The organism is Mycetocola reblochoni REB411 (assembly GCF_900163835.1).
GTDB lineage: Bacteria > Actinomycetota > Actinomycetes > Actinomycetales > Microbacteriaceae > Mycetocola_B > Mycetocola_B reblochoni.
On the sequence record NZ_FUKR01000070.1, the window covers coordinates 1 to 21,093 of the forward strand.

General features: G+C 72.2%; 16 protein-coding genes. 2 read left to right on the plus strand and 14 right to left on the minus strand.

Features of this window, described 5'->3' with window-relative positions:
- Positions 1–90 precede the first annotated feature (90 nt).
- Both FM119_RS13935 and FM119_RS11945 read right to left on the minus strand, forming a co-directional pair.
- Entirely contained in the window at positions 91–1,392 is a 1,302-nt protein-coding gene (locus FM119_RS13935) for a hypothetical protein (protein WP_087138383.1), read from the minus strand.
- 147 nt (positions 1,393–1,539) lie between these two features.
- A complete protein-coding gene (locus FM119_RS11945; RefSeq protein ID WP_087138384.1) occupies positions 1,540–2,040 on the minus strand; it encodes a DUF805 domain-containing protein in 501 nt (166 codons plus the stop codon).
- 150 nt (positions 2,041–2,190) lie between these two features.
- On the opposite strand from FM119_RS11945, the gene FM119_RS11950 reads away from it, so the two are divergent.
- A complete protein-coding gene (locus FM119_RS11950; RefSeq protein WP_087138385.1) occupies positions 2,191–3,018 on the plus strand; it encodes a siderophore-interacting protein in 828 nt (275 codons plus the stop codon).
- Between the two features lie 210 nt (positions 3,019–3,228).
- Here FM119_RS11950 and FM119_RS11955 read toward each other — a convergent pair whose 3' ends face one another.
- The 5 genes from FM119_RS11955 to FM119_RS11975 are packed head-to-tail and all read right to left on the minus strand — an operon-like array spanning position 3,229 to position 8,516.
- A complete protein-coding gene (locus tag FM119_RS11955; protein ID WP_087138386.1) occupies positions 3,229–4,101 on the minus strand; it encodes a phosphogluconate dehydrogenase C-terminal domain-containing protein in 873 nt (290 codons plus the stop codon).
- Entirely contained in the window at positions 4,094–4,948 is an 855-nt protein-coding gene (locus FM119_RS11960; RefSeq protein ID WP_245827476.1) for a sugar phosphate isomerase/epimerase family protein, read from the minus strand. The genes FM119_RS11955 and FM119_RS11960 overlap by 8 nt, the downstream gene beginning before the upstream one ends.
- Positions 4,942–5,436 carry a ribose-5-phosphate isomerase gene (locus FM119_RS11965; RefSeq protein ID WP_087135773.1) on the minus strand — a complete coding sequence of 165 codons (495 nt, stop codon included), beginning with the start codon at positions 5,434–5,436 and terminating at the stop codon, positions 4,942–4,944. Before FM119_RS11965 ends, FM119_RS11960 begins: the two co-directional genes overlap by 7 nt.
- A gap of 38 nt (positions 5,437–5,474) precedes the next feature.
- Positions 5,475–7,196, minus strand: coding sequence for a dihydroxyacetone kinase family protein (locus FM119_RS11970; protein ID WP_087138387.1), 1,722 nt, complete (start codon positions 7,194–7,196; stop codon positions 5,475–5,477).
- Positions 7,197–7,232: 36 nt separating this feature from the next.
- Positions 7,233–8,516: an MFS transporter gene (locus FM119_RS11975; protein WP_087138406.1), complete on the minus strand. Its 1,284-nt coding sequence runs from the start codon at positions 8,514–8,516 to the stop codon at positions 7,233–7,235.
- Positions 8,517–8,839: 323 nt separating this feature from the next.
- Here FM119_RS11975 and FM119_RS11980 point away from each other — a divergent pair, with 323 nt between their 5' ends.
- Positions 8,840–9,580, plus strand: a complete 741-nt coding sequence (locus FM119_RS11980; RefSeq protein ID WP_087138388.1) for a FadR/GntR family transcriptional regulator — start codon at positions 8,840–8,842, stop codon at positions 9,578–9,580.
- 17 nt (positions 9,581–9,597) lie between these two features.
- On the opposite strand, the gene FM119_RS11985 is transcribed toward FM119_RS11980, so the two are convergent.
- The 7 genes from FM119_RS11985 to FM119_RS12015 all read right to left on the minus strand — a co-directional run bounded on the left by FM119_RS11985 (position 9,598) and on the right by FM119_RS12015 (position 21,088).
- Positions 9,598–10,095, minus strand: coding sequence for a GNAT family N-acetyltransferase (locus tag FM119_RS11985; RefSeq protein ID WP_087138389.1), 498 nt, complete (start codon positions 10,093–10,095; stop codon positions 9,598–9,600).
- A gap of 85 nt (positions 10,096–10,180) precedes the next feature.
- Entirely contained in the window at positions 10,181–16,939 is a 6,759-nt protein-coding gene (locus tag FM119_RS11990) for a DUF5979 domain-containing protein (RefSeq protein WP_087138390.1), read from the minus strand.
- Positions 16,940–17,087: 148 nt separating this feature from the next.
- Positions 17,088–18,296, minus strand: a complete 1,209-nt coding sequence (locus FM119_RS11995; RefSeq protein ID WP_087138391.1) for a glycosyltransferase family 4 protein — start codon at positions 18,294–18,296, stop codon at positions 17,088–17,090.
- A gap of 11 nt (positions 18,297–18,307) precedes the next feature.
- Entirely contained in the window at positions 18,308–18,799 is a 492-nt protein-coding gene (locus tag FM119_RS12000) for a DUF2017 family protein (RefSeq protein WP_087138392.1), read from the minus strand.
- Positions 18,796–19,077 (minus strand): ATP-dependent Clp protease adapter ClpS, encoded by a 282-nt coding sequence (gene clpS / locus FM119_RS12005; protein WP_087138393.1) that lies wholly within the window; start codon positions 19,075–19,077, stop codon positions 18,796–18,798. Before clpS ends, FM119_RS12000 begins: the two co-directional genes overlap by 4 nt.
- Positions 19,074–19,553, minus strand: a complete 480-nt coding sequence (locus FM119_RS12010) for a hypothetical protein (RefSeq protein WP_087138394.1) — start codon at positions 19,551–19,553, stop codon at positions 19,074–19,076. Before FM119_RS12010 ends, clpS begins: the two co-directional genes overlap by 4 nt.
- Positions 19,550–21,088: a PspC domain-containing protein gene (locus tag FM119_RS12015; protein ID WP_087138395.1), complete on the minus strand. Its 1,539-nt coding sequence runs from the start codon at positions 21,086–21,088 to the stop codon at positions 19,550–19,552. The genes FM119_RS12010 and FM119_RS12015 overlap by 4 nt, the downstream gene beginning before the upstream one ends.
- Positions 21,089–21,093 lie beyond the last annotated feature (5 nt).

The window sequence follows — 21,093 nt, forward strand, 5'->3', positions numbered from 1 at the left end:
GGCTCGGACTGATCACCGGACCGCCGCGACGGACGACGGCGCCCCCGCTCCACGGGGAGCGGGGGCGCCGTCGATCGGTCGGTCCGGGGATCAGTCCGAGCCCGCAGACGACCCGTCGCCCGCCTGGACCGCGTCGCTGCCCGGCGCGTCGCCGGTGGCGGAACCCGTCCCGCCCGTGCTCGGCGCGTCCGTCCCGCCGTGCTCCGCGGGCGGGTCGACCGGCGGGACGTCGGCGTGCGTCGCACCCCCGTCGACGGGAGATGCCCCGGTCGCTGCGCCCGTCGCGGCTCCCGCCGCCGGTGCCGACGCGGGAGCGGACTGTGCCCGCTCGAACGTGACGCGAAGCGTGTCCCACTCGGCGTCGGTCATGACGCGCGCCGAGGCGCTGAGCCGGCCGGTGTAGTACGCGTCCAGGTCGGGCGCGCCGTTGTGCAGCACGGGCAACGGGGTGCGGCCGTCCGCGAACAGCGGCCAGCCGAAGCGGGTCGGCAGGTTGCGGGGGATGGGTGCGCCCGGCTGGCGCGAGTGACTCGGCACGGACTCCCTCGCGGGGACGCCCGCCTGTGCCTGGGTCGTGTGCGCGGGACCGGCCACGACGGAACCCTGCCCGGCGGGGACCTGCGTCGCGACGCCGCTGCCGGTGTCGTCCCCCGTCGGTGCGGAGTAGCCCGCGCCGAGCGCGTCGAAGCCCCGCTGCGGGGCGGCCTGGGCCGCCCGAGCGGGCTCCTTCGTCGACCCCGCGCTGCTGAGCAGCCGGAACAGCGGGACGAGCACCGTACCCACGGTCGCGAGGATCGCCACGGCGACCGCCGCGCGGTAGTAGATGCTGTGGAAGACGTAGTCCGTGAAGACCAGCGGGATCACCAGGAGCACGGCGAGGACGGCGACGAGTCCGATCGTGATGAAGCCGTCGATGCGCGCGAAACGGTCGGCGCGGTTGGTGAGCAGCCGGGAGAAGAGCTGCACGTGCAGGATCGCCAGGCGGATGACGAGCACGATGCCGATCAGCTGGAAGGTGCGGACGAAGGCGGAGTCGCTCGCGAAGTAGTAGTCGAACGAGTCGCGGAACGGCATCCAGATCTTGATCATCGCCAGGGCGAGGATCAGCACCCAGCCGCCGAGGCTGAGCAGGGACTCCCACTGCCTGCGCCGTGCCGCCGCGCTCGCGTCGTACAGTGCGACGCCGGCGAACGCCGCCAGCAGCAGGATCGTGAGGAACGCCCTGCCGATGATCGCGTTGCCGTCGTCGCCGACGAGCACCCAAACCACGCAGACGAGTGCCGAGGCGATGACCGCTCCGATCGCGATCCACACCGCCAGGCGCCAATAGGACCGCGCGGGGTCCCGCGGCGCCGCGATGGCGGCCTGAGGTGCCGGATTGGTGTCAGTCATGACTGCTGATCCCTTCGTTGTGCTGCTCGATGTGGACGGCATGTGTTCCACTGACGTCGGTCTCCTGAACGCTACCCCGCGGAGATGTCCCGGGGCCTGCGGCTGACCACCGGGGGGCCGCGGACGCGGCCTCCCGGTTGTGGAGGGTCAGTACTTCACGTCGTAGCGCGAGCCCTCGGGCTTCGACGGCAGCAGCCCGAAGACGATCGCGACGATCGAGTTGCCGTAGGGGATGAGCAGCAGCAGCGCGAGGAGGCCACTGAGGTCCGCGTCGTGCAGGCGCCGGACGTACAGCGCGATGCCCGGGATGATCGTGCCGAGCACGAACGCCAGTCCAGCGATGCCCACGAGGACGAGCAGTACCAGGCCGAAGCCCGTCGGTCCGGCAGAGGAGTAGCCGTCGTAGCTCGAGTAGCTGGCGGCGCCGGCCATGCCGATCACCATCGCGATGGTCGCGAGGATCCCGAGCGCGATGCCGACGAGGGCGTTGAACAGGACCACCCACCAGTACTCGCTCTGCGAGGCGCGGCCGGAGAAGGTGGCGTACTTGGTGAAGTAGCGCTTGATGGCCGTCCCGAAACCGATGCCACGGATCGGGGCGTCGGACGCCAGCGGGATGGGGGCAGGGGTTCCATAGAGATCAGACATGCTCCCAGTATTCCCCCAGCAGCCAGCGGGTCAAACACCATGACGGTGACGGCCCCTCCACCGGAGGGATGAGCATCGATAGTCTTGGAACGCTGCGACCGCACGCCGACGCCGACTGCGACGGCACGCGCCCGACGCGAAAGGACCCCCGTGACCACGCCCTCCCCCTCCCCCCGTCGACCCGGGAGCCAGCACCTGCTCACCGTCACGAGGACGGAACGGCTCAGCCCCCACCTCGTGCGGGTGCACTTCAGCGGCGGGCCCGCCGAGGTCTACGGCTCGCTCGCGGCGAGCGACGCGTACATGAAACTGCACTTCGCCGTCGACGGCCGGACGCTGACTCCCCCCGTTGATCTGGTCGCCCTCCGCGAGGCCGAGGGACCCGAGGCGCTCCCTGTCCGACGCACCTACACCCTGCGCTCCCACTCCGCGGAGACGGGGGAGCTGGCGATCGACTTCGTCGTGCACGGCGATGAGGGCGTGGCCGGTCCATGGGCGGCGTCCGCACGTCCGGGCGACACGCTCGTCGCCTCGAGCCCCGGCGGCGCCTACTCCCCCGACCCCGCGGCGGACGCGCACCTCCTCGCGGGGGACGAGTCCGCGCTTCCCGCGATCGCGGCGGCACTCGAGCGGATGGACGCCGATGCGACGGGCGTCGCCCTCATCGAGGTCGGCGGCCCCGACGATCGGCTGCCGCTGCGCCACCCGGACGGTGTCGAGCTGCGCTGGCTGTTCAGGGGCGACGCACCCGCCGGCACGGTCCACCCCGTCGCCGAGGCCCTCGCCGAGCTGGACTGGCCCACCGGTGACGTGCAGGTCTTCGCGCACGGCGAGCGCGAGCAGATGAAGGCCGTCCGCGCGATCGTCGCCTCTCGCGGCGTCGACCGGGCGCGGCTGTCCCTGTCCGGTTACTGGGCCTACGGGCGCAGCGAGGACCGGTTCCAGGCGGAGAAGCGCGAGCCGATCGGCGCCGTCTAACGGCGCACGCCCCGACCGCGGCCGCGGAGACGGCCGGGGACCGAGAAGGGACGGCGGCGCCCAGGGAAGACGGCGACCGTGGCGACGGGCGGGCTCCGGGCGGGCGTGAGGGCGGACGAGCGTTCCGGTCCCGCGCGGACGACGCAGGGCCGGCCCCGGGACGGGACCGGCCCTGCGCGTCCGCGACGTCCCGCCGCGGGCTGCAAACCGTCAGCGCTTGACGGCGTCGATCTTCAGCATCTTGGCGATGATCTCGTCGAGCTGGCTGTCGTCGAAGACCTTCTTCCAGTCCTCCTTCACGATCGACTCGCGGCCGTAGCCCATCGCGATGTGGCAGGCATCCGAGAACGGGTTCGACCCGCGCAGCCCGTTGGTCAGCGCGATCCAGGTGTGGCCGTACAGCATCGCGCGGGCGGCCTCGTAGGGCACGCCGACGCCGTTCACCGTCTCGTCGAGCGCCTCCTTGAGGAACTCGCCGACCATGCAGGCGATGGTCTCCACGAGGGTCGGCTCGAGGACCGCGAGCTGCTTGACGGTCACCCAGTGCACGGCGATGACGGGCGCGTACATCGTCGAGATGACCGCCTCGGCGATCGCCCTGACCTCGTCGTCGCCGTTCTCCAGCGCCGCGACGACCTCCTGGGGGGCGGCGACGCCGCCGAAGGTGTCGGCCCACTCCTCCGGCGTCGTGCGCTCGAGGAACACGGAGGGGTGGCACGGGTGCGCCACCGCGTAGTGGATGTCCTCGCGCTTGGCGAGCAGTCCCGCATAGGCGGCTGCGGGGTCGAGCGTGAGGATGATCGCGCCGGTCTTCATCTGCGGGACGACCTGCTCGCTCACGCTGCCGAGGATCACGTCGGGGACGGCGAGGATGACGACGTCGGCGGTCGAGGCCGCCGTGTCGATGTCGGTCAGCTCGCGGCCCGCCTCGCGGATGCGCTCCTGGCCGGCGGGCGAGGCCTCGACGTAGAGGGCGTTGTAGTCGCTCGTGGCGAAGTTGTTGGACACGCGCGTGCCCATCTTGCCCCCCGCGCCGATGACGGCGACGGTGATGGCGGATGCGGTGGTGGCAACCTCAGACATTGTTCTTGCTCCTTAGATATTCCATGGTTGTTCTGGTCCACTCGGCCTCACGGCGAGCGGTGGTCTCCGGCTGGTCGGCCTCGGGCACGTCGTCGGCCCACGGCAGCCAGAACTCGACGATCTGGCTGATACCGCGCTCGGCGGGGCGCACGAGCTCGCGCACGTGGTCGTAGTCCAGGCGCCCCTGCCCGAGCGCCGTGCCGGTGTAGACGAAGCCGACCCAGCCGGGGTTGCGGCTGAAGTCGAAGTCCTTGACGTGCCAGTTCAGCGTGCGCCTGGCGCAGCGCGCGACGACGTCGCCGGGGAGCTCGAGGTTGGCGACCGTGTTCGCCGGGTCGAGGCAGATGCCCACCCGCGGGTGGCCGACGGCGTCGACGAGCGCGACCAGGTCGGCGCTGGGGACCTGCTCGTAGGTCTCCAGGGCGAGGTTCACGCCTGCCGCATCGAGCTCGGGCAGCAGCTGGCGGAGACGGCGCTCCGACTCCTCCGCGTCCGGGCGGTCCTCGCCGTTCGTCCACATGCTCCGCAGCAGTGTCGCGCCGAGGGCGGTGGCGATGCGAAGCTGGCGCCGCAGGTGCTCGGGCTCTGTGCCGCGCGTGCCCAGTTCGAGCACGATGCCGAGCGACTCCGCGTGCGCACGGATGGCCGCGAGCCGCTCGGGGCCGGCCTCGTCGATGGGCGCGTAGTCGCAGATCTGGAACACGGTGCCGCCGTGGGCGGCGGTGTCGTCGAGCATCTGCTCGACGGTCATCGGCTCGGGCACCCGGTCGGAGCATCGCCAGAAGTAGGCGTAGGTGCTCAGGCCGAGCGCGGGGGCCGGTGACGGCGCGGAGGCGGTGGTCAGCACGAGGGTGCGCCCTCCACAGCGATCGGATGACCCGCCTCATACTCACCGATCAACGCGACCTTCTCCGCCGACGCACTCGACGGATCAAAACGATACGTCAACCACTCACGCACCAAACGCTTCGCCAACTCGATCCCGACCACACGCTGACCCATGCACAACACCTGCGCATCATTGCTCAACACCGCACGCTCCACCGAGAACGAATCATGCGCCGTCACCGCACGCACACCCGCGACCTTGTTCGCCGCAATCGCCACACCCAGACCCGTCCCGCAGAAGATCAACGCACGATCCACCTCACCCGAGGCCACCTTCTCCGCCGCCGCGACCGCGACACTCGGATACGCCGTGTGCGACTCCGCATCCACGCCCACATCCACCAGCGACGCCACAAGACCCTCGTCCTGCACCATCCCCTTCACGATCTCCTTGTACCCAAAACCGGCATCATCCGAACCGATCACCAGACGAAGCTTCTCAGCCATTCGTTTCTCTCCTTCGTGTGTGTGCGACGGGCCAGGGCTCACCGCTCGGCCAGCACCGCGGCGATCGCGGTGACGATGAGGGCGAAGGAGTGGGCGCCGGCGTCGGGGGTGCCGAGGCTCTTCTCCGCGTGGGGCCGGGCGCGACCCATCCGGGGCAGCAGCGTCGCGGTGTCCGCCGCGGCGGCGGTGCTGCGCTCGGCTGCCTCCGCCCAGGCGTCGACCAGGGCGGCGCCCGCGGCGACGCGGTCGCTCAGTGTCTCACTGAACGGCACGAGCGCGTCGACGAGGGTCTTGTCGCCCGGCACGGCGCCGAACTCGCCGATCGCCGCGCTCGCCCGACGGACTCCCTCCGCGACGGCGGCCGCATCGGGGGCCCCCTCGTCACCGAGGGCCGAGCCGACGGCGGTGAGCGCCGCGCCCCAGAGGGCGCCGGAGGTGCCGCCCGCCCTGTCCGACCAGGCGTCGGCCGCCCGGTCGAGCACGGTCTTCGCCCCGGCACCCGCGTCGGCGGCCGCCGCGGCGGCCGCCTCGCCCGCCGTGACGCCGCGCTGCATACCGATGCCGTGGTCGCCGTCCCCGGCGACGGCGTCGATCCGGCCGAGCTCGTCGACGGTCGCATCGATCGTGGCCCTGGCGGCCGCGAGAGCCCGGTGGACGAGCGGGGCGACGGCACGGGAGGCCTCATCGGCCGGGGGAATGGTCTCGGTCTCGGCCTCGGCCAGCACGGCCGCGCTCAGCGGGGCGGCGGGAACGACGGAGCCCTTCGTATAGGCCGGGGCGTCGACCGGCGCCGCCCACAGTCGTTCGAGCTCCTCGTCCAGCCAGAACAGCGTGAGCGAGGCCCCGGCCATGTCGAAGCTCGTGACGAGCTCGCCGACCTCGGGCTCGACGATCGTGATGCCCGCCTCGTCCAGCAGCTGCTCGACGCGCCGGTACACGACGAAGAGCTCCTCGTACTTGACCGACCCCAGCCCGTTGAGCAGCACGGCGACGCGCTGCCCCTCCGGGCGCTCGATGCCCTCGGGCAGCTCGGCCAGGAGGGAGCCGACGAAGAGCTCGGCGAGGCCGTCGGCGGTCGGGACGTCGGTCTCGTCGATGCCCGGCTCGCCGTGGATGCCCATACCGACCGCCATGCGGCCCTCCGGCACGGTGAACAGGGGCTCGTCCGCACCCGGCAGCGAGCAGCCGGAGAACGCGACGCCGACGGAGCGGGTGCGCTCGTTCGCCTTCGCCGCGATGCGGACGACCTCGTCGAGGGTGGCGCCCTCCTCCGCCGCCGCGGCCGCCGACTTGAACACGGTGAGGTCGCCGGCGATGCCGCGGCGCTTGTGCTTCTCCGCGAGCGGGGCGGAGGAGATGTCATCCGTGACGGTGACCGTCTCGACCCGGTACCCCTGCTCACGCAGCACCTTCTGGGCGTTGCCGAAGTGCAGCACGTCGCCGGCGTAGTTCCCGTAGCTGAGCAGGATTCCTCCGCCGTTGTCGGCCGCTCGGGCGACCGACTGCACCTGCTGGGAGGACGGCGAGGCGAACAGGTTGCCCAGCGCAGCGCCGTGCGCGAGCCCCTGGCCCACCAGCCCGCCGAACGCCGGGTAGTGGCCCGAGCCGCCCCCGGTGACCAGCGCGACCGTTCCCGGCGCGCTCGCGGTGGAGCGGACCACCCCGCCGCGGACACGGCGGACGTGCCGCCGGTTGGCCGCGACAAACCCGTCGATCATCTCGTCGGCGAACTGGTTGGGGTCGTTGTAGAGGCGGGTCATCTCATGTCTCCGTAGGCGGGGTGGGGGGCGGGGGTGTCAGTGGCCGGCCGGCTCGACCAGCTGGCCGGGGGTCGACTGGACGTGGCTGCGGCGCGACAGCAGCACCATGAGCAGGGCTGAGAGCAGCATGAAGCCGCCGACGACGAACATGGGGATGACGAGTCCGCCGGTGCTGTCCTTCAGCGCGCCCGTGATGTACGGCGCGGAGAAGCCGGCGAGGTTGCCGAGGGTGTTGATCAGCGCGATCCCTGCCGCGGCGGCGGCACCGCTGAGGAACTGGGTCGGCAGCGTCCAGAAGTTGGGCAGCACGGCGAAGATGGCGCAGGCCGTGACCGTGATGACGGCGACCGTGGCGATCGGGTTGTTCATGAGCAGGGCCACCGGCACGCTCACGCCTCCGACGACCATCGGCAGGGCGATGTGCCAGGTCTTCAGGCCGCGCTTGGTCACGTCGCGCGACCACAGGTAGAGGACGACGGCGGCGGGCAGGTACGGGATCGCCGTGACGAGGCCCTTCTCGACCAGGCCCATGCTGAGGCCGAACTGCTCCTCGAAGCCGCCGATGATGGTCGGAAGGAAGAACGCGAGCGCGTAGAGGCCGTAGACAGCGCCGAAGTAGATGAAGCTGAGCACCCAGACGCGGCCGCTGCCGAACGCGACCTTCAGCCCGCCCTTGCCGTGGCCCGAGGTCTTCTCGGTGCCGGACTTCGCGGCGTTCTCCTTCGCCAGCGCCGTGGTGAGCCACTCCTGCTCCTCCGTGGTGAGCCACTTCGCGTCGGCCGGCTTGTCCTTCAGGTAGAACAGGGCGACCACGCCGATGAGGATCGCGGGGATCGCGACGCCGAAGAACATGAAGCGCCAGCCCTCGAGGCCGAAGAAGAAGCCGTCGTGGGTCATCAGCCAGCCGGCCAGGGGCGCGCCGATGACCGTGGTCAGCGGCTGCGCCAGGTAGAACAGCGCGAGGATCTTGGCACGGTGCTTGGCGGGGACCCAGAGGCTGAGGAAGAGGATCGCGCCGGGGAAGAACCCGGCCTCGGCGACCCCGAGCAGGAAGCGGAGGGCGACAAGGCCCTCGAAGTTCTGCACCCAGGTGAACAGCAGGGCGACGATTCCCCAGGTGATCATGATCCTGGCCAGCCAGATGCGGGCGCCGAACTTGTGCAGGGCCATGTTCGAGGGCACCTCGAGGATGATGTACCCGATGAAGAACACGCCGCTGGCGAAGCCGAACTGCGCGGCGCTCAGCGCGAGGTCGGCCTCCATGCCGTTCGGGCCGGCGAAGCCGATCGCGCTGCGGTCGAGGTAGTTGATGAAGAACATCAGGGCGACGAAGGGCACGAGCCGCACGGCGACCTTGCGGATCGCCGACTTCTCGACGGAGGGGGGTGGTGTCTTTTCAGCGTTGAAACTCACACTGTCTCTTTTCTTAGAACGGCTTTGTCCTGTGCGGCGGCGTGACTGGGGTGCCGCCGCTCGACGATCACATACAGCAGAGACGGTACCACTCTGCAACCGGTTCACCAATTACTGATTGCCGCGGGTCCTCCGGCACCTCCGCCGACGACCGCGCCGCACCGCCTCGGAGTGCCGCACGTCCGTCCGCTCCGAGCCGGTGCCGCCCGCACCGTCGCTATGCTGGCAGGATGCCGGCCTTCCGCGACGACGACCCCGCCCTGGTTCGCCTCGAGCTCCAAGCGGTCCCCCGCGGCACGGCCGTCAGCGAGGTCGCCAAGCAGCTCACCGCACTGCTCACCGGAGGCGACCTGATCCCCGGCAGCCGGCTGCCCCCGGAACGGCAACTGGCGGAGGAGCTCGGCGTCGGCCGTTCCGCCGTACGCGAGGCGCTGGCCGCCCTCGAGATCCTCGGGATCGTCACCGTCCGGCCCGGATCGGGAACCTACCTCAGGGACAACGCCTCCGAGCTTCTCCCGACGACGCTCAGCTGGGGGCTGATGCTCTCCGCGAGCCGGACGGCGGAGCTCGCCCAGGTGCGCAGCGGGCTCGAGGCCCAGGCCGCCCGCCTCGCCGCCGAGAACGTGACCGAGGAGGAGCTCGAGAACATGCGCGGGTTCCTCGCGACCATGGAAGACACCACCGCCGACCTGCCCGCCTTCATCGAGGCGGACGCGCGCTTCCACCTGCAGCTCGCGTCCAGCTCCGGCAACGTCGTCCTGCGTGACCTGCTGCAGAGCATCCGCTCACTGCTGCGGGTCTGGGTCGACCGCGGGCTGCGGAGTACGCCGCAGGCGGAGGACGCCCTCGCCGAGCACAGGACCGTCTTCGCGGCTGTGGAGGCCGGCGACGGCGACGCCGCCGAGCGCGCCATGCACGAGCACATGTCGACGGCGAGCCGCCGCCTGGAGGACGCAGACGCCGACGGGTGACCGTGCGGCCCCGGCCGCTACACCGCGGGAGCTGCCGCGTCCGCGTCGAGCGGCTTGGCGTACCAGGCGGTCGCGTTCGGGTTGTCGTTGTACGGCTCGACCCGGTCGAAGCCCAGCGTGCGGTAGAGCTGCCCGGCCGCCGTGAGGCTGTCATTCGTGTCGAGCACGATCTCGGCCGCACCGAGACCACGGGCACGCTCCTCCAGCTCGACCATGAGGGCACGGGCGACGCCCCGACCACGCGCGGCCGGGCGCGTGAACACGTGCTTGACCTCGGCCCTGGCGCCGCGCGGGCCGTCGTCGATGAGACGGACGCCGCCGCAGCCGAGGAGCTCGCCGTCGTCCGAGACGACGAGGAAGGCCCCGCGCCCCGGCGAGAAGTGCACGGGGTCCGCAGCGATACGTTGGTACTCGCCCTGGGCCGGGGGGAACGTCGACTCGCGCTCGTCCAGGTACTCGCCGATCAGGGTCACGGCGACGGCATCGGTCAGATCGTGGCTCTCGAAGCTCAGCATGCCGCCATGCTACGCGGGCCCACCCGCGGTGCGGAACGCCGACGGCCCCTCCCGATGCGGGAGGGGCCGTCGGACCGCGGAGGCGTTACCGGCCGGACCCGGGGTCGCCGTCAGGGCCGGACCCCGATCCGTCCGGTCCCCCGTCGGCGGGACCCGGCTCACCGGTGCCGCCGTCGTCGGGGTCGCCGCCGAGACCGCCGGCGGGACCGCTCGGCCCGCGCCGGCGCCTGATGAGGACGAGAGCCAGCCCGGCGATGATGAGCACGGCCGCGGCCGCGATCACGATCCCGCTGATCGCCGCCCCTGTCGTCGGCAGCGCCGGCGTCACGTCGACGTCGGTGCTCTCCACTCCGCTGTCATCCGGATCCGTCGGGGCCACGGGGATCCACGGCCCGTCCGGCGTCGTCACGACCGCCTGATTGCGCTGCGTGCCGGGCTCCGAGAAGCGGATCGTGACCGCGAGCACCACCTCGGCGCCCACGGGGAGCTCGTCGATGACCCAGCGGACCGAGCCTCCCGAGTGGACGCCCCCGTTGTCGGCGGAGACGAACTCGGCGCCGTCCGGGAGCAGGTCGAGCACCTCGACGTCCTCCGCGTCCAGCTGGCCGGTGTTGCGCACGGTGATCGTGTAGTCCGCGTCCTCGCCGACGGCGACCTGGGCCGCGGCCGCCTCCTTGTCGACGCTGATGCTGCCGGTGGCGAAGGTGTTGGTGATGGTGACCGTCGCGGGGTCTTCGGCGTCCTCGGTCACGAGCACGGTGGCGTCGGCCGGCGAATAGCTGGTCGCGACGGCCATCCCCGGCTCCGTCTCCTCGACCTCGCACGCGGCCCCGATCGGGAGGCCGTCGATGCGCGATCGGAACCCGGCGCCCTCGTCCAGCAGCACCTCGCCCACGCCGACGGTCTCGCCGAGCAGCGTGCATCGGTACGCCGCGGCGAACGGCCCGTCGCCGAACTGGGCCACCCCGTCACCGACGCGCTCCTTGACGATGTCGAAGAAGCCGAGGCGGTAGTCGTTGGTCACCGTGACCCTCGTGGCATCCGCGACGCCGCCAGGGGTGAGGATGCTGACCGTCTGCGGCTCGCTCCGCTCCGTCTCGCCGTAGCTGCCAGGCTCCCCCGCCTCGGCCACGACGCACTCCGCACCGAGGGGAAGCCCCTCCACGCTCGCCGTCAGGCCGTCCGCAGCCGTCAGCGTGAGCAGGCCGTCCGCGGGCAGCGACAGCGGGACCCGTTCGTCACCGACCCCCCTGGTGACGGTGCAGGTGAGCTGCACCTGGAAGAGATCCGGCGCACCCGCCGCCCCCTCGCCGGTGAGCTCCTTCTCCACCGTGAGCGCTCCCGAGGCCAGGACGACCCCCGCCCTCGTCGGGGCCTTCTCGTAGCTGTTCCCCGTGATCCCCTCAGCCACTGCGCCGAACTGGTTCCAGGCGAGGGTGCTGTCGTCGACGGGCACCTCGACCGGGGCTCCCGCCGGGTAGGCCTGGGTCGCCGGCACGTTGACCGAGCGGTAGTGGATGTCCACCGCCTCGCCGGAGCCGAGCTGCCCCTCGGCGGTCGTAGTGAAGTCGATCGTCGCCCTGATCGCCGTGATCTCGCCCGGATTCCCGGTGAAATCATCCAGCGCGATCCACTCGGCCGTCGTCTCGCAGCGCGGGTCGTCGCGCCAGGCCGAGCCGCTGCCCTCGCCGACGCAGACGTCGGGGCTCGTGGTCAGCTCCAGGCCGATCCGTGCGCCGTCCGCACCGCTCACCGTCGGAAGGAAGTCGGTGTCGATGACCGGCCGGAACTCGCTGCCGCGCGCCGCGCCGCCGGCGAGCATCCTGTCGCCGACGTGCGGGAGCGGATCCACGATGGTGAGCGTCCGGTACGGGTCGGAGCCGGAGTTGACGATCTGCAGCTTCCACTCGTCCGTCGCACCCACGGCGGTGTTCGACGCGCAGGGGTAGCGGGTGAAGCCGTCGGCGTCGGTCACGCAGGCCCCGCCGTCGCTGACCACGTTCTGCTCGCCATCGGTGTACTCGCCGAGGACGTCACCGTCAACGTACTTCGCGACGGCGATGGAGCCGCCCGGGCGGGGCTGCTGGTAGTTCGTCGTCCCGCACTGGTCGTCGGGCAGGCCGGAGATGGTCCCCTCGGAGTTCCCCCCGGAGCCGTTGCCGTTGCTGCAGCGGTCGAGCGCCTCGGCCGTGTCGACGACGAAGGAGTTCGTCGTCCACTCGTCCAGGGCGAGGCCGGGGAGCAGGATCAGCCCGACGCTGATCGTGACATGCTCGCCCGGGGCCAGCGTCCTGGCGTCCTCCGGCCAGCTCAGGCTGAGCTCCGCGTCGTCCGCGTCGAAGGACGTGCTGACGTCAGTGCCCATCGTGCCGCCGCTCGTCGTCACGACGGGGTCGATCCCGTCCCACTGCAGGAACTCCGGCAGTCGGTCGACGACCGTGTCCACGGTCAGCGGGACCTGGCCGTCGTTGTAGAACTCGAGCGTCCAGGGGGCGGAGTCGCCCACGTCGCCGATGTGGCTCGTGCCCGGCTGCGACTTCAGCACCTGGAGACCGCGGACGCCCCTGACGAGGTCGGCGCTGTCATCGGCGGAGTCCTCCGCCGGCTCGAAGAACCCGTCGGAGCTCGGCCGCTCCGAGCGGACGTCCACCTCGTCGCTCAGGGCCGCGTCGCCGTCGGCGCCCCACGGAATCGCCGAACCGTCGAGAGCCGTATCGCGGAGCACGGCGGAGAAGCCGAGCGCCGCCTCCCACACGGTCGGGGGGACGGCGTCGGAGAAGTGCCCGCCGTCGGCCCGCGAGAACTCTGCGCGCAGGCCGGTCACCGTCCCCGGCTCGACGCCGGAGGGCAGTGCCAGCCCGGTCACCTCACCGGTGCCGGCCGTCCACGGGCCGTCGACCCATGCGCCGTCGACGAGCGCCGAGACGCGGATCCTGTCCGCCCCGGCCGGAACCGTCGCGGTCAGGTCACCGTCGGCGAGCATCGCGAGGTTCCAGAACGCCGCGTCGTCGTCGCTGATCGTCACGCGCTCGGTCGAGACCGTCTCGCGCTCGCCCCCGGCCTCCGAGCTCGCGCCCAGCTCGACCCGGAACGGATCGGCGCGGTCGGCCTCGGCGATGCCGTCCACGCTGAACGCCTTGCTCGCCCCGACGACGAGCTTCGCCGTCCGCAGGTCGAGGGAGGCGGTGCCGTCGTCGAAGGGGATCGTGCCGCCGTCCGCGATGATCACGTTGGTCAGCTCGCTGAACGCCGTGTTCTCCACGGTCACGTCCCCGCGCAGCAGCTCGCCGCCGTCACGCGTGGTGACGCGCAGGCGGGTGTCGACCGTCAGCACGGCGGCGTTGTCCTCGCCCGCACGGATGGTGCCGCCGGTCTCGGCGACGTCGATGCCCGAGTAGAGCACGTCGATGCCGACCACCTGGGCAAGCACGGACGCGTCCACCGCTCCGGCCCTGACCTCGGCGATGCTGTGGCTCACGGTGCTGCCGTCGAAAAGCCAGAGGGTGACGATGCTGTCGTCGACCGAGACCTGCTCCTCGTCCACGTCGAAGCTCAGACCCGTCACGTCCTGCCATTCGAACGGGTTCGTCGCGGGGTCGTACACGGCGGAGGCGAACACGTCGCCGTCGAGCTGCGCCGGTGACGAGCTCACGCAGGCGGACAGGTCGTCCCCGCACGGTGCGGGGTCGGTGACGCGCATCTGCGCGGCGTTGGAGGACGGGAGCGTCTCGCCGTTCGGGTCCTGCCCCGCCCCGTCGTTCCAGCTCCGGAGGGTGTAGGAGGCGCCGGGGTAGTCCTCGGCGGCGACGTCCTCGTTGTTGGGGACGGTCAGCACGCCCGGCTCGACGCTCTTGTCGAGAGCGACCGCGGGCGGCAGGTCGATGAGCGCGATGTTGTCGCGCGAGGTGTGCGAGCCGACGGGCTCGCCGTCGACCTCGCCGGTCACCCGCACGGTGTTCCACACCGTCCCGGCCTCGGAGTCGTTGAACAGGCGCTCCGCGATCGCCCAGGGGCTGCGGCCGTCCTGCTCGACGCGGACGTCGCTGCGCAGCTGCCAGCTGAGCAGCACCGGTCGCATCGGGTTCGCCGTCGACGCGGCCACACCACTGCCCACGGCCGGTGCGTCCGGGTCGTCGCTCGCGGCGCGGGCCTCGTCGTCGGGGACGACGGACAGGCGGACGCCGGTCGTGGACGCGGACTCCGCGGCCGTGAGCTCATATCCGACGAAGCCGGCGTCGTCCATCCAGCCGCCGGACGGGGCGGGCACGGTCGTCCACGCGCCGCTCGCGCCGTCGTACAGCTCGACCGAGGCGACGGCGTCCCAGCGGAGGTAGGGGTCGTCGTCGAAGCCGATGGGGTCCACGGCGGTCAGGTCGAACGCCTGGAACACCGTGTCGGCGGGCGAGGCCTCCTCCCCCGCCGGGTCGCTGATGACGACGCGGTCGAGACCGCCGAGCACGGTCCAGCCGAGCCGGGTCTTGGCGTCCGCGCCGGAGAGCGAGCTGAGGTAGTCCAGGTCGGTCGTGCCGTCGGAGGGCTGGACCCAGCGCTTGGACGAACCGATGGAGCACTCCCCGCCGCCATCGCAGGCGAAGGACTCGATCTGTGCGGACGCGCTGTCGTCCACGACGTCGCTGTCGATGGGGCCGAGCCCGGGGACGTCGCCGCTGCCCCGAGCCGTGGCGTAGTTCTCGTAGGAGCTCGGACCGCCGTTGGGCACGGAGGTGTCGCCGGAGCCGTCGCGGAGCGTGTCCCTGGCCTCGAACTCGGTGTTGGGCGCGACCGTCGTGCCCTTGGGGAAACCGTCCTCGTTGGTGAAGGTGTAGCTGATCCCGACGATCTGCTCGGCGAGCGCGGGGTCGATGTCAGCGCTGAACACCCAGGCGCCGTCCCTGGCGTCAGCCACGGGCCCCTCGACGGTGCTGCCGTCGGCGAGCGTGTAGGTGACGGTCATCGAGGTTCCCGCGGGGATCTGGGTCGGCGCGATCGCGGTCGGGGTGAACGCGTTCCAGAAGCTGTTGCCCCTGTCCTCGCCCCAGGAGTCCTCGACGACGATCTGGGTCGGGTCGACGAGGCCGCTGCCCGTGGCGATGGTCGTCTCCAGCTCGCTGACGACGCTGCCGCCCGGCTGGACCGCCCCGCCGGGGCGGATGGTCTTGTCCAGATCGATGTCGATCTCGGGGTAGCGCACGTCGAGCGGGGCGTCCGCGGTGTCTGTCGCCGTTCCCGCCGCGTTCTCCACCTCGGCGTCCGCCGTGTTCGTCCGCGTGACGGTGCGGTCGTCCGCGCTGACCACGTCCACCGCGACGTCGACCGTCGGCGTCACGGTGGCCGAGGCCCCCGCCTCGATCGAGCCGGTGAAGGTGATGTCGAAGCCGCTGACGACGCCCGCGGGTGCGACCGGGGTCTCGCCCTCGGCGAAGCTCTGCTCGACGGTGCTGCCGTCCGCCAGGTGCCAGACGATCGTCGCGGTGCCCGTCGCCCCGGCGGGGAAGGTCGGCGCGCTGTCGAAGCCGGCGAACCGCCACTGCTCGGTGAAGAAGTCCGTGTCGCTGACGGTGAGCCTGTCGACGGGGACGGTGGAGGCGTTCGTGGCCTCGATCGTGGCCGTGCTGCTTCCGCCCGCGGGGATGTCGGCGGGGTCGAAGGACTTGGTCACGCCGGTGGCGACGTCGAGGGGGGTGATCGCATAGGGTGCCGAGGCCTCGTCCGTCACGGGGTCCTGCCCGTCGGCGGCCACCGTGCCGGAGACGGTGTTCGTCAGCTCCGCCCCTCCGACGAGGGAGTCGCCGGTGATCCTGTCCTCGGCGCGCTGCTCCACGGCGATCGGCAGCGATCCCGCCGCGCCGGGGACGATGGAGTCGCCCGTGTAGCTGATGCGGACCCCGCCGACCGTCGAGGGATCGACGCCCTCGGGGAGCGCGGCCGTCGCGCCGGGGGTCCCCTGCTGCCACGACCAGGTGCCGCTGCCCTCGTCGAACACGTAGACGTCGACGCGGACCGCGTCGGCGCCCTCGGGCAGCGTCGTCTCGCCGATACCGGACAGGTCGACGAGGCGGAAGGGGTTGTCGTCGGCGAGCGCCGTCGCGCCGTCGGGTGCGTCGGACGGCTCCTGGATCGTGATGCTGTCGACGGGGATGTTCGAGGCGTTTGCCGCTCCGACCGTGATGGTCGATGCGGCGCCGGGGGCGAAGCCCTGGCTGGCCGGCTGCCAGTCCTTGCTCGCGTCCACGTCGACGGCGACGGGGACGTCGACGACCAGAGCGGCGTCGTCCTCGACGGGCGAGGCGTTCGAGGCGGTGGCCGAGGCCGAGTTCACGATGTCCGCTCCGTTGAACTCCCAGTCCGGCGCGAGGTCGTCCGGGACCTTGAGCGTGATGTCGATGCGGTACTCGGTTCCGGCGGTGATGCCGAGGTCGCCGTCGCCGAGGTCCTGCTGGGGCGTGACGGTGAGCACGCAGTCGGCGGTCAGCGGGGAGCCGTCGGCGCAGGCGCCCCAGTCGACGCTCGCCGGCAGTCGGGAAGGCGACACCGCGGTGCTCTCCAGCTCGAAGCCGGCGAGCTCAGCCGGCACGGCGTCCGTCAGGACGACGTCGGCGCAGTCGTAGTCGTCGCAACCGATCACGAGGGTGTAGACGAACTCGTCGCCGGGCACGAGCGTGGCGCTCTGCTGCTCGTCGACCGACTTGGTGAGGCTGAGCGCGCCCTCGGGACGCTCCGCCGCACCCGCGGGGCTGCTCACCGACGGCAACAGCATGGCCAGAAGGCTGAGCACCAGCGCGAGCGCGAGCACGACGGCCGATCTGCCGGTTCGGAGGGGGGCGAGCGTACGGGATTCGAGCATCACGGTCTTTCGCAGGGGGCTGACGGCTGATGCGACCCCGCCATCGACTCTCCGGACGTCGGCCGCTGAGGCTGAGCCTAGTCCGGGAACTCGCCGTGATTAACCCGTACGGCCGAGAAAACATCGGACCGTGACATGACGGGCCCGCTCAGTCGGCGGCGAGCGCCGAGCGGTAGACCTCGAGCATCCGTTCCGTCTGCCTGCTCTGCAGAACCCGCTCCGACGCCATCGCCGGGACGCGCAGCCACCGGCCGGATCGGATGCGCGCCTCCGCCTCGGCGAGCGCGTCCGCGAGCGCGGAAACGCTCCCGTCGGCGGGGCGGGTGCAGGCGCCGTCGGGCAGCTCCGCCGCGATGTTCGGGTCGCTGACGATGCTCGCCGTCCCGAGGGCGGCCGCCTCGAACACCGTCATCCCCTGCGTCTCGAAACCGATCGACGTCTGGACGAGGGCGTCGGCGTCCCTGATCCTCTGAAGGGACTCGCGGTAGCCGACCTTGCCGAGGAAGCGGACGGTCGAGCGGGACCCCGCGCGCTCCATCGCCGCGACGCGCTCCCTGCCCTGGCTCAGCAGCAGCCCCTGGCCGTACACGCGGTACTCGGCGTCCAGGTCGGCGGCCGCGACCGCGTCGAGGAACTCGAGGAAGCGCTTCTCCTGGCTCATCCGTCCCGTCCAGAGGAAGACGGGGCGCCGACTCTCCGCGCGCGCGCCCGGCCGGGGGGCGCCGGAGAGGATCTCGTCGATCACGGCATCGTCGACGCCGTTCCACACCACCTGGACCCCGGAGGCCGCGCCCGTCCGCTCCAGCAGCCGGGCGAAGTGCCCCGAGGGCGCGGTCACCGCGGCGGAACGCAGCGCGTACTCGTTGAGGATCGCCGCCGCGCTCGCCCGCACCCTGCTGCGTCGGGGCCGCAGCAGAGCCCGCTGGGCGAGAAGGAGACCCCTGATCGCGACGCCGGGGAACGGCAGCACCTGCCGGATGCCGGAGTCGAGGTTGTTGTGCGCCGTGAGCACCGCGGGGATCCCGTGACGGGCCGCGAAGCGGTAGCCGAGGACGGCGCCCCAGTAGTCGCCCTGGACGTGCACCAGGTCGACGGGCGGGCGCCCGGCCAGCTCGCGGTCGAGACGGCGGACCGCCGAGGCGCCCGGCCAGCTCGCGGCGTACTCGCGGTCGCCCGTGATGGGGACCGCGGGGAGGAGGATGTCGTCGGCATCCGGCTCCGCCCCGGTGAAGGAGCGCGGCGCCACGACGCTGACGCGGTGCCCCGCGGCGCGCAGGTAGCGCTGCTGCAGCCGGATGGACACCTGGACGCCGCCGAGCGAGGAGACGTTCTGGTCGGTGCTGATGAGGATGTGCATGGTGGGTCCTGCTACTCGTCGGCCGCGGCGCCGCCGTCGAGGGCCGCGATGAGGGACTCCTGCAGCCAGGCAAGCCACTGCGAGACCGCCGACCGCATGGGACGCGACTCGTCCGCGCTCGAGTCCTCCGGCGACTCCGCATCGGGCTCGCCCGCCGAGTCGCTGAGCAGCAGCCGGAGGAAGCCGAGGCCACGGAGCACGTCGTCGGCCTCCGCCGCAGTGACGAGGAAGTCGCCTCCGTCGAGCGGCGCGGCCTGGAGAAGCGCGAGCTCCGCGACGCGCGCCCTGCCGAGGTCGTCCGAGGTGTAGCGGGCGAACTCGTCGGAGGCGTCCGGGTCGTCGGGGTACGCGTCGGGGGTGAGCAGCGAGACGAACTCGGGGTTGGCCGTGATGAGCCGACCGCTGTCGGAGGCGAGGGACACCAGGACCTCCGCCTCGCGGCGGTCCAGGTCGATGGCGTAGCCGCTGGCCGTGGTCCGGAAGCCCGCGGGGACGGCGCTCACGACAGCGGCTCCAGCGTCGCCTGGAGGCCGTAGCCGTGCAGTGCCGCGACGTGGCCCTCCATCGCCTCGCGCGCGCCGTCGGCGACGGCGGCCCTCCCGGTGGTGTGGACCAGCATCATCAGCTCCTCCGCCCTGTCCCTGCCGTAGCCGAAGTAGCTGCGGAAGACGTAGGAGACGTAGCTCATCAGGTTGACCGGGTCGTCCCAGACGATGACGGCCCAGCGGGGGGTCGGAGTCGCCTGAGCGGTCTGCTCGGGGGCTTCGGAGAGGAAGGTCACCGGTCAAGACTGTCACGATCGCCCACCCGCGCGAGCAACCGGGTCAGAGCGACGAGGACGATGACGCCTCCGACGGTCGCGAGAGCAACCGCCGCCGCGCCGGAGGGCGGGAGGGTCCAGATCGCGTCCGCGAGCGCGTCACGACGGTCGGGGTCGGAGCCGACGACCACGGCGGCGAGCGCCAGGAGCAGCGTCAGGGTGCCCCAGACGACCGCGCCGACGCGCAGCCGGGGGCGCAGCGGCGCTGCGGGAGCAGCCGCACCTCTGACCGGCTCCGCCCGGTCGCCCGGGGTCGCCGCCGGGCCACCCGCCGGGCCACCCGCCGGGGCCGTCACCGGGACCGTCGCCGCTCCGTCCGGCGGGGTCGTCGTCTCCGCACCACCCTCCGGTACCGCCGCCACGTCCTGCGGTGTCGCGTTTGTGCCGCCCTCCGGTGTCCTGCCCGTGCCGTCCTCCGGCTTCGCCTCTGCGCTCATCGTGCATCCTCCCTCGTCATCGCACCCGGGACGACGGCCGCCGCACCCGGAACGCCGTCCGTGGCGTCGCCGTCCTCCCTGACCACGCGGACCTCACCCGCACCCAGCGTGAGGTGAACCTCGGAGACACTGCCCGAGCTTGCGCCGAGCGCACCGCTCCAGGTGCCGAACACGCCGGTGACCCGCTGCGTCTCGCCGTCGGCACCGTCGACCAGAACGATCTCCGCCGCAGCCGAGTCGACGGTGAGCCGGACGCCCGCGCCGTCCCTGAGCAGGATGCGCACCTCGCCCGCACCCTGCTCGAGGCGCAGCCGCCGCGGCTCATCCGCGCCGTCGAGGACCACGTCCATCTGGCCCGCGGCCTGGGACGCGGAGGTCGCGTCGTCGGCGACGCGCAGCATCCCGGCATCGAGCTGGGGCCAGGGGACGATCAGGCTGCTCGCGACGGTGACGGCGAGCGGGACACTGAGGGCGGCGAGGCCGATCGACCTGCGCCGCAGCAGACCCGCCACGAGGATCCCAAGCGACAGCACGGCGAGGGTCGCCCCGAGCGAGGGCAGCAGCGCGTCGTCGCCGAGCGACGGCGCCAGGAGCGCCCAGGCCCCCACGCCGACGAGAAGGGCGACGCCGACCACGAGCCAGCTCACCGCCGCGGGCAGCCGGCGGGTCCTGGCACGGCGCTCCTCCCTGCGGAGCCTGGCGGTCTCGAGGCGATGCCGGCGCTGCTCATTCAGGTAGCGGCGGCGCTGCTCCTCGTCGCTGAGCGGCGCGGACGCGGCGTGCGACTGCGCGGACCACTGGTCGCGCTGCTCGGCCCACGCGCTCCACTCCGCCGTGGACGACCCCTCGGCCGCGGCCGGGTCCGTCCGCCTGGTCCCGGCATCGTCGACCGGCTGGGCCCCCGCACCGGACGCGGAGTCGCTGCCGCCCGCACCGGCTGCGGCGTCGGCGGCTTCCGCGGTGACGCCGGAAGCGGCGGAAGCCGCGGCGGTCGGGCCGGCCGGAGTGCCCGGCGCGGCCGCGCCACCGGGGCGATCCTCCCCGTCCGCGGGGCGGTCGCCGCGTGATCGTGCGGCCACGACGACGAGCCAGACGCCCGCGACGACCAGCGCGACCGTCCAGAAGGCGCCCCACCCGTCGGCGAACCACGGCCAGGCCCCCCAGCCCCACTGCCACGGGCCCGCGCTCACCAGACCCCAGCCGACCCCGCGCCCGCCCGGCACGAGTGCGACGAGCAGGAGGAGGAGGATGCCGAACTGGCTCGGTGCCAGCTCACCGTTCAGCATCGACTCCGCGTGGATCGCGCCGTCCTCCGCCGGCAGCAGGAACCACGCGAGCGCGTAGAGCAGAAGCATCGGCAGGCTGAGCAGGGTGGCGACGACGACGATGCCCCGCACGATGAGCGGGTCGATGCCCCACCGTGCGGCGAGGCCGCCGCAGACGCCGCCGAACCAGCCGTCCTGTCTGCGGATGCCGATCCCCCTCAGCCACTCGAAGAAGCGGATGCCGCGTCGGCGGCTGTGCTGTGTGTCCATGCGTC

What these genes read in the sequence shown, in the direction of transcription:
- FM119_RS11990 (WP_087138390.1), bottom strand. Translation starts at nt 16,939, where the DNA reads ATGCTCGAATCCCGTACGCTCGCCCCCCTCCGAACCGGCAGATCGGCC.
- FM119_RS11995 (WP_087138391.1), bottom strand. Translation starts at nt 18,296, where the DNA reads ATGCACATCCTCATCAGCACCGACCAGAACGTCTCCTCGCTCGGCGGC.
- FM119_RS12010 (WP_087138394.1), bottom strand. Translation starts at nt 19,553, where the DNA reads ATGAGCGCAGAGGCGAAGCCGGAGGACGGCACGGGCAGGACACCGGAG.
- FM119_RS11970 (WP_087138387.1), bottom strand. Translation starts at nt 7,196, where the DNA reads ATGACCCGCCTCTACAACGACCCCAACCAGTTCGCCGACGAGATGATC.
- FM119_RS11980 (WP_087138388.1), top strand. Translation starts at nt 8,840, where the DNA reads ATGCCGGCCTTCCGCGACGACGACCCCGCCCTGGTTCGCCTCGAGCTC.
- FM119_RS12015 (WP_087138395.1), bottom strand. Translation starts at nt 21,088, where the DNA reads ATGGACACACAGCACAGCCGCCGACGCGGCATCCGCTTCTTCGAGTGG.
- FM119_RS11965 (WP_087135773.1), bottom strand. Translation starts at nt 5,436, where the DNA reads ATGGCTGAGAAGCTTCGTCTGGTGATCGGTTCGGATGATGCCGGTTTT.
- FM119_RS13935 (WP_087138383.1), bottom strand. Translation starts at nt 1,392, where the DNA reads ATGACTGACACCAATCCGGCACCTCAGGCCGCCATCGCGGCGCCGCGG.
- FM119_RS11985 (WP_087138389.1), bottom strand. Translation starts at nt 10,095, where the DNA reads ATGCTGAGCTTCGAGAGCCACGATCTGACCGATGCCGTCGCCGTGACC.
- FM119_RS11955 (WP_087138386.1), bottom strand. Translation starts at nt 4,101, where the DNA reads ATGTCTGAGGTTGCCACCACCGCATCCGCCATCACCGTCGCCGTCATC.
- FM119_RS11945 (WP_087138384.1), bottom strand. Translation starts at nt 2,040, where the DNA reads ATGTCTGATCTCTATGGAACCCCTGCCCCCATCCCGCTGGCGTCCGAC.
- FM119_RS11975 (WP_087138406.1), bottom strand. Translation starts at nt 8,516, where the DNA reads ATGTTCTTCATCAACTACCTCGACCGCAGCGCGATCGGCTTCGCCGGC.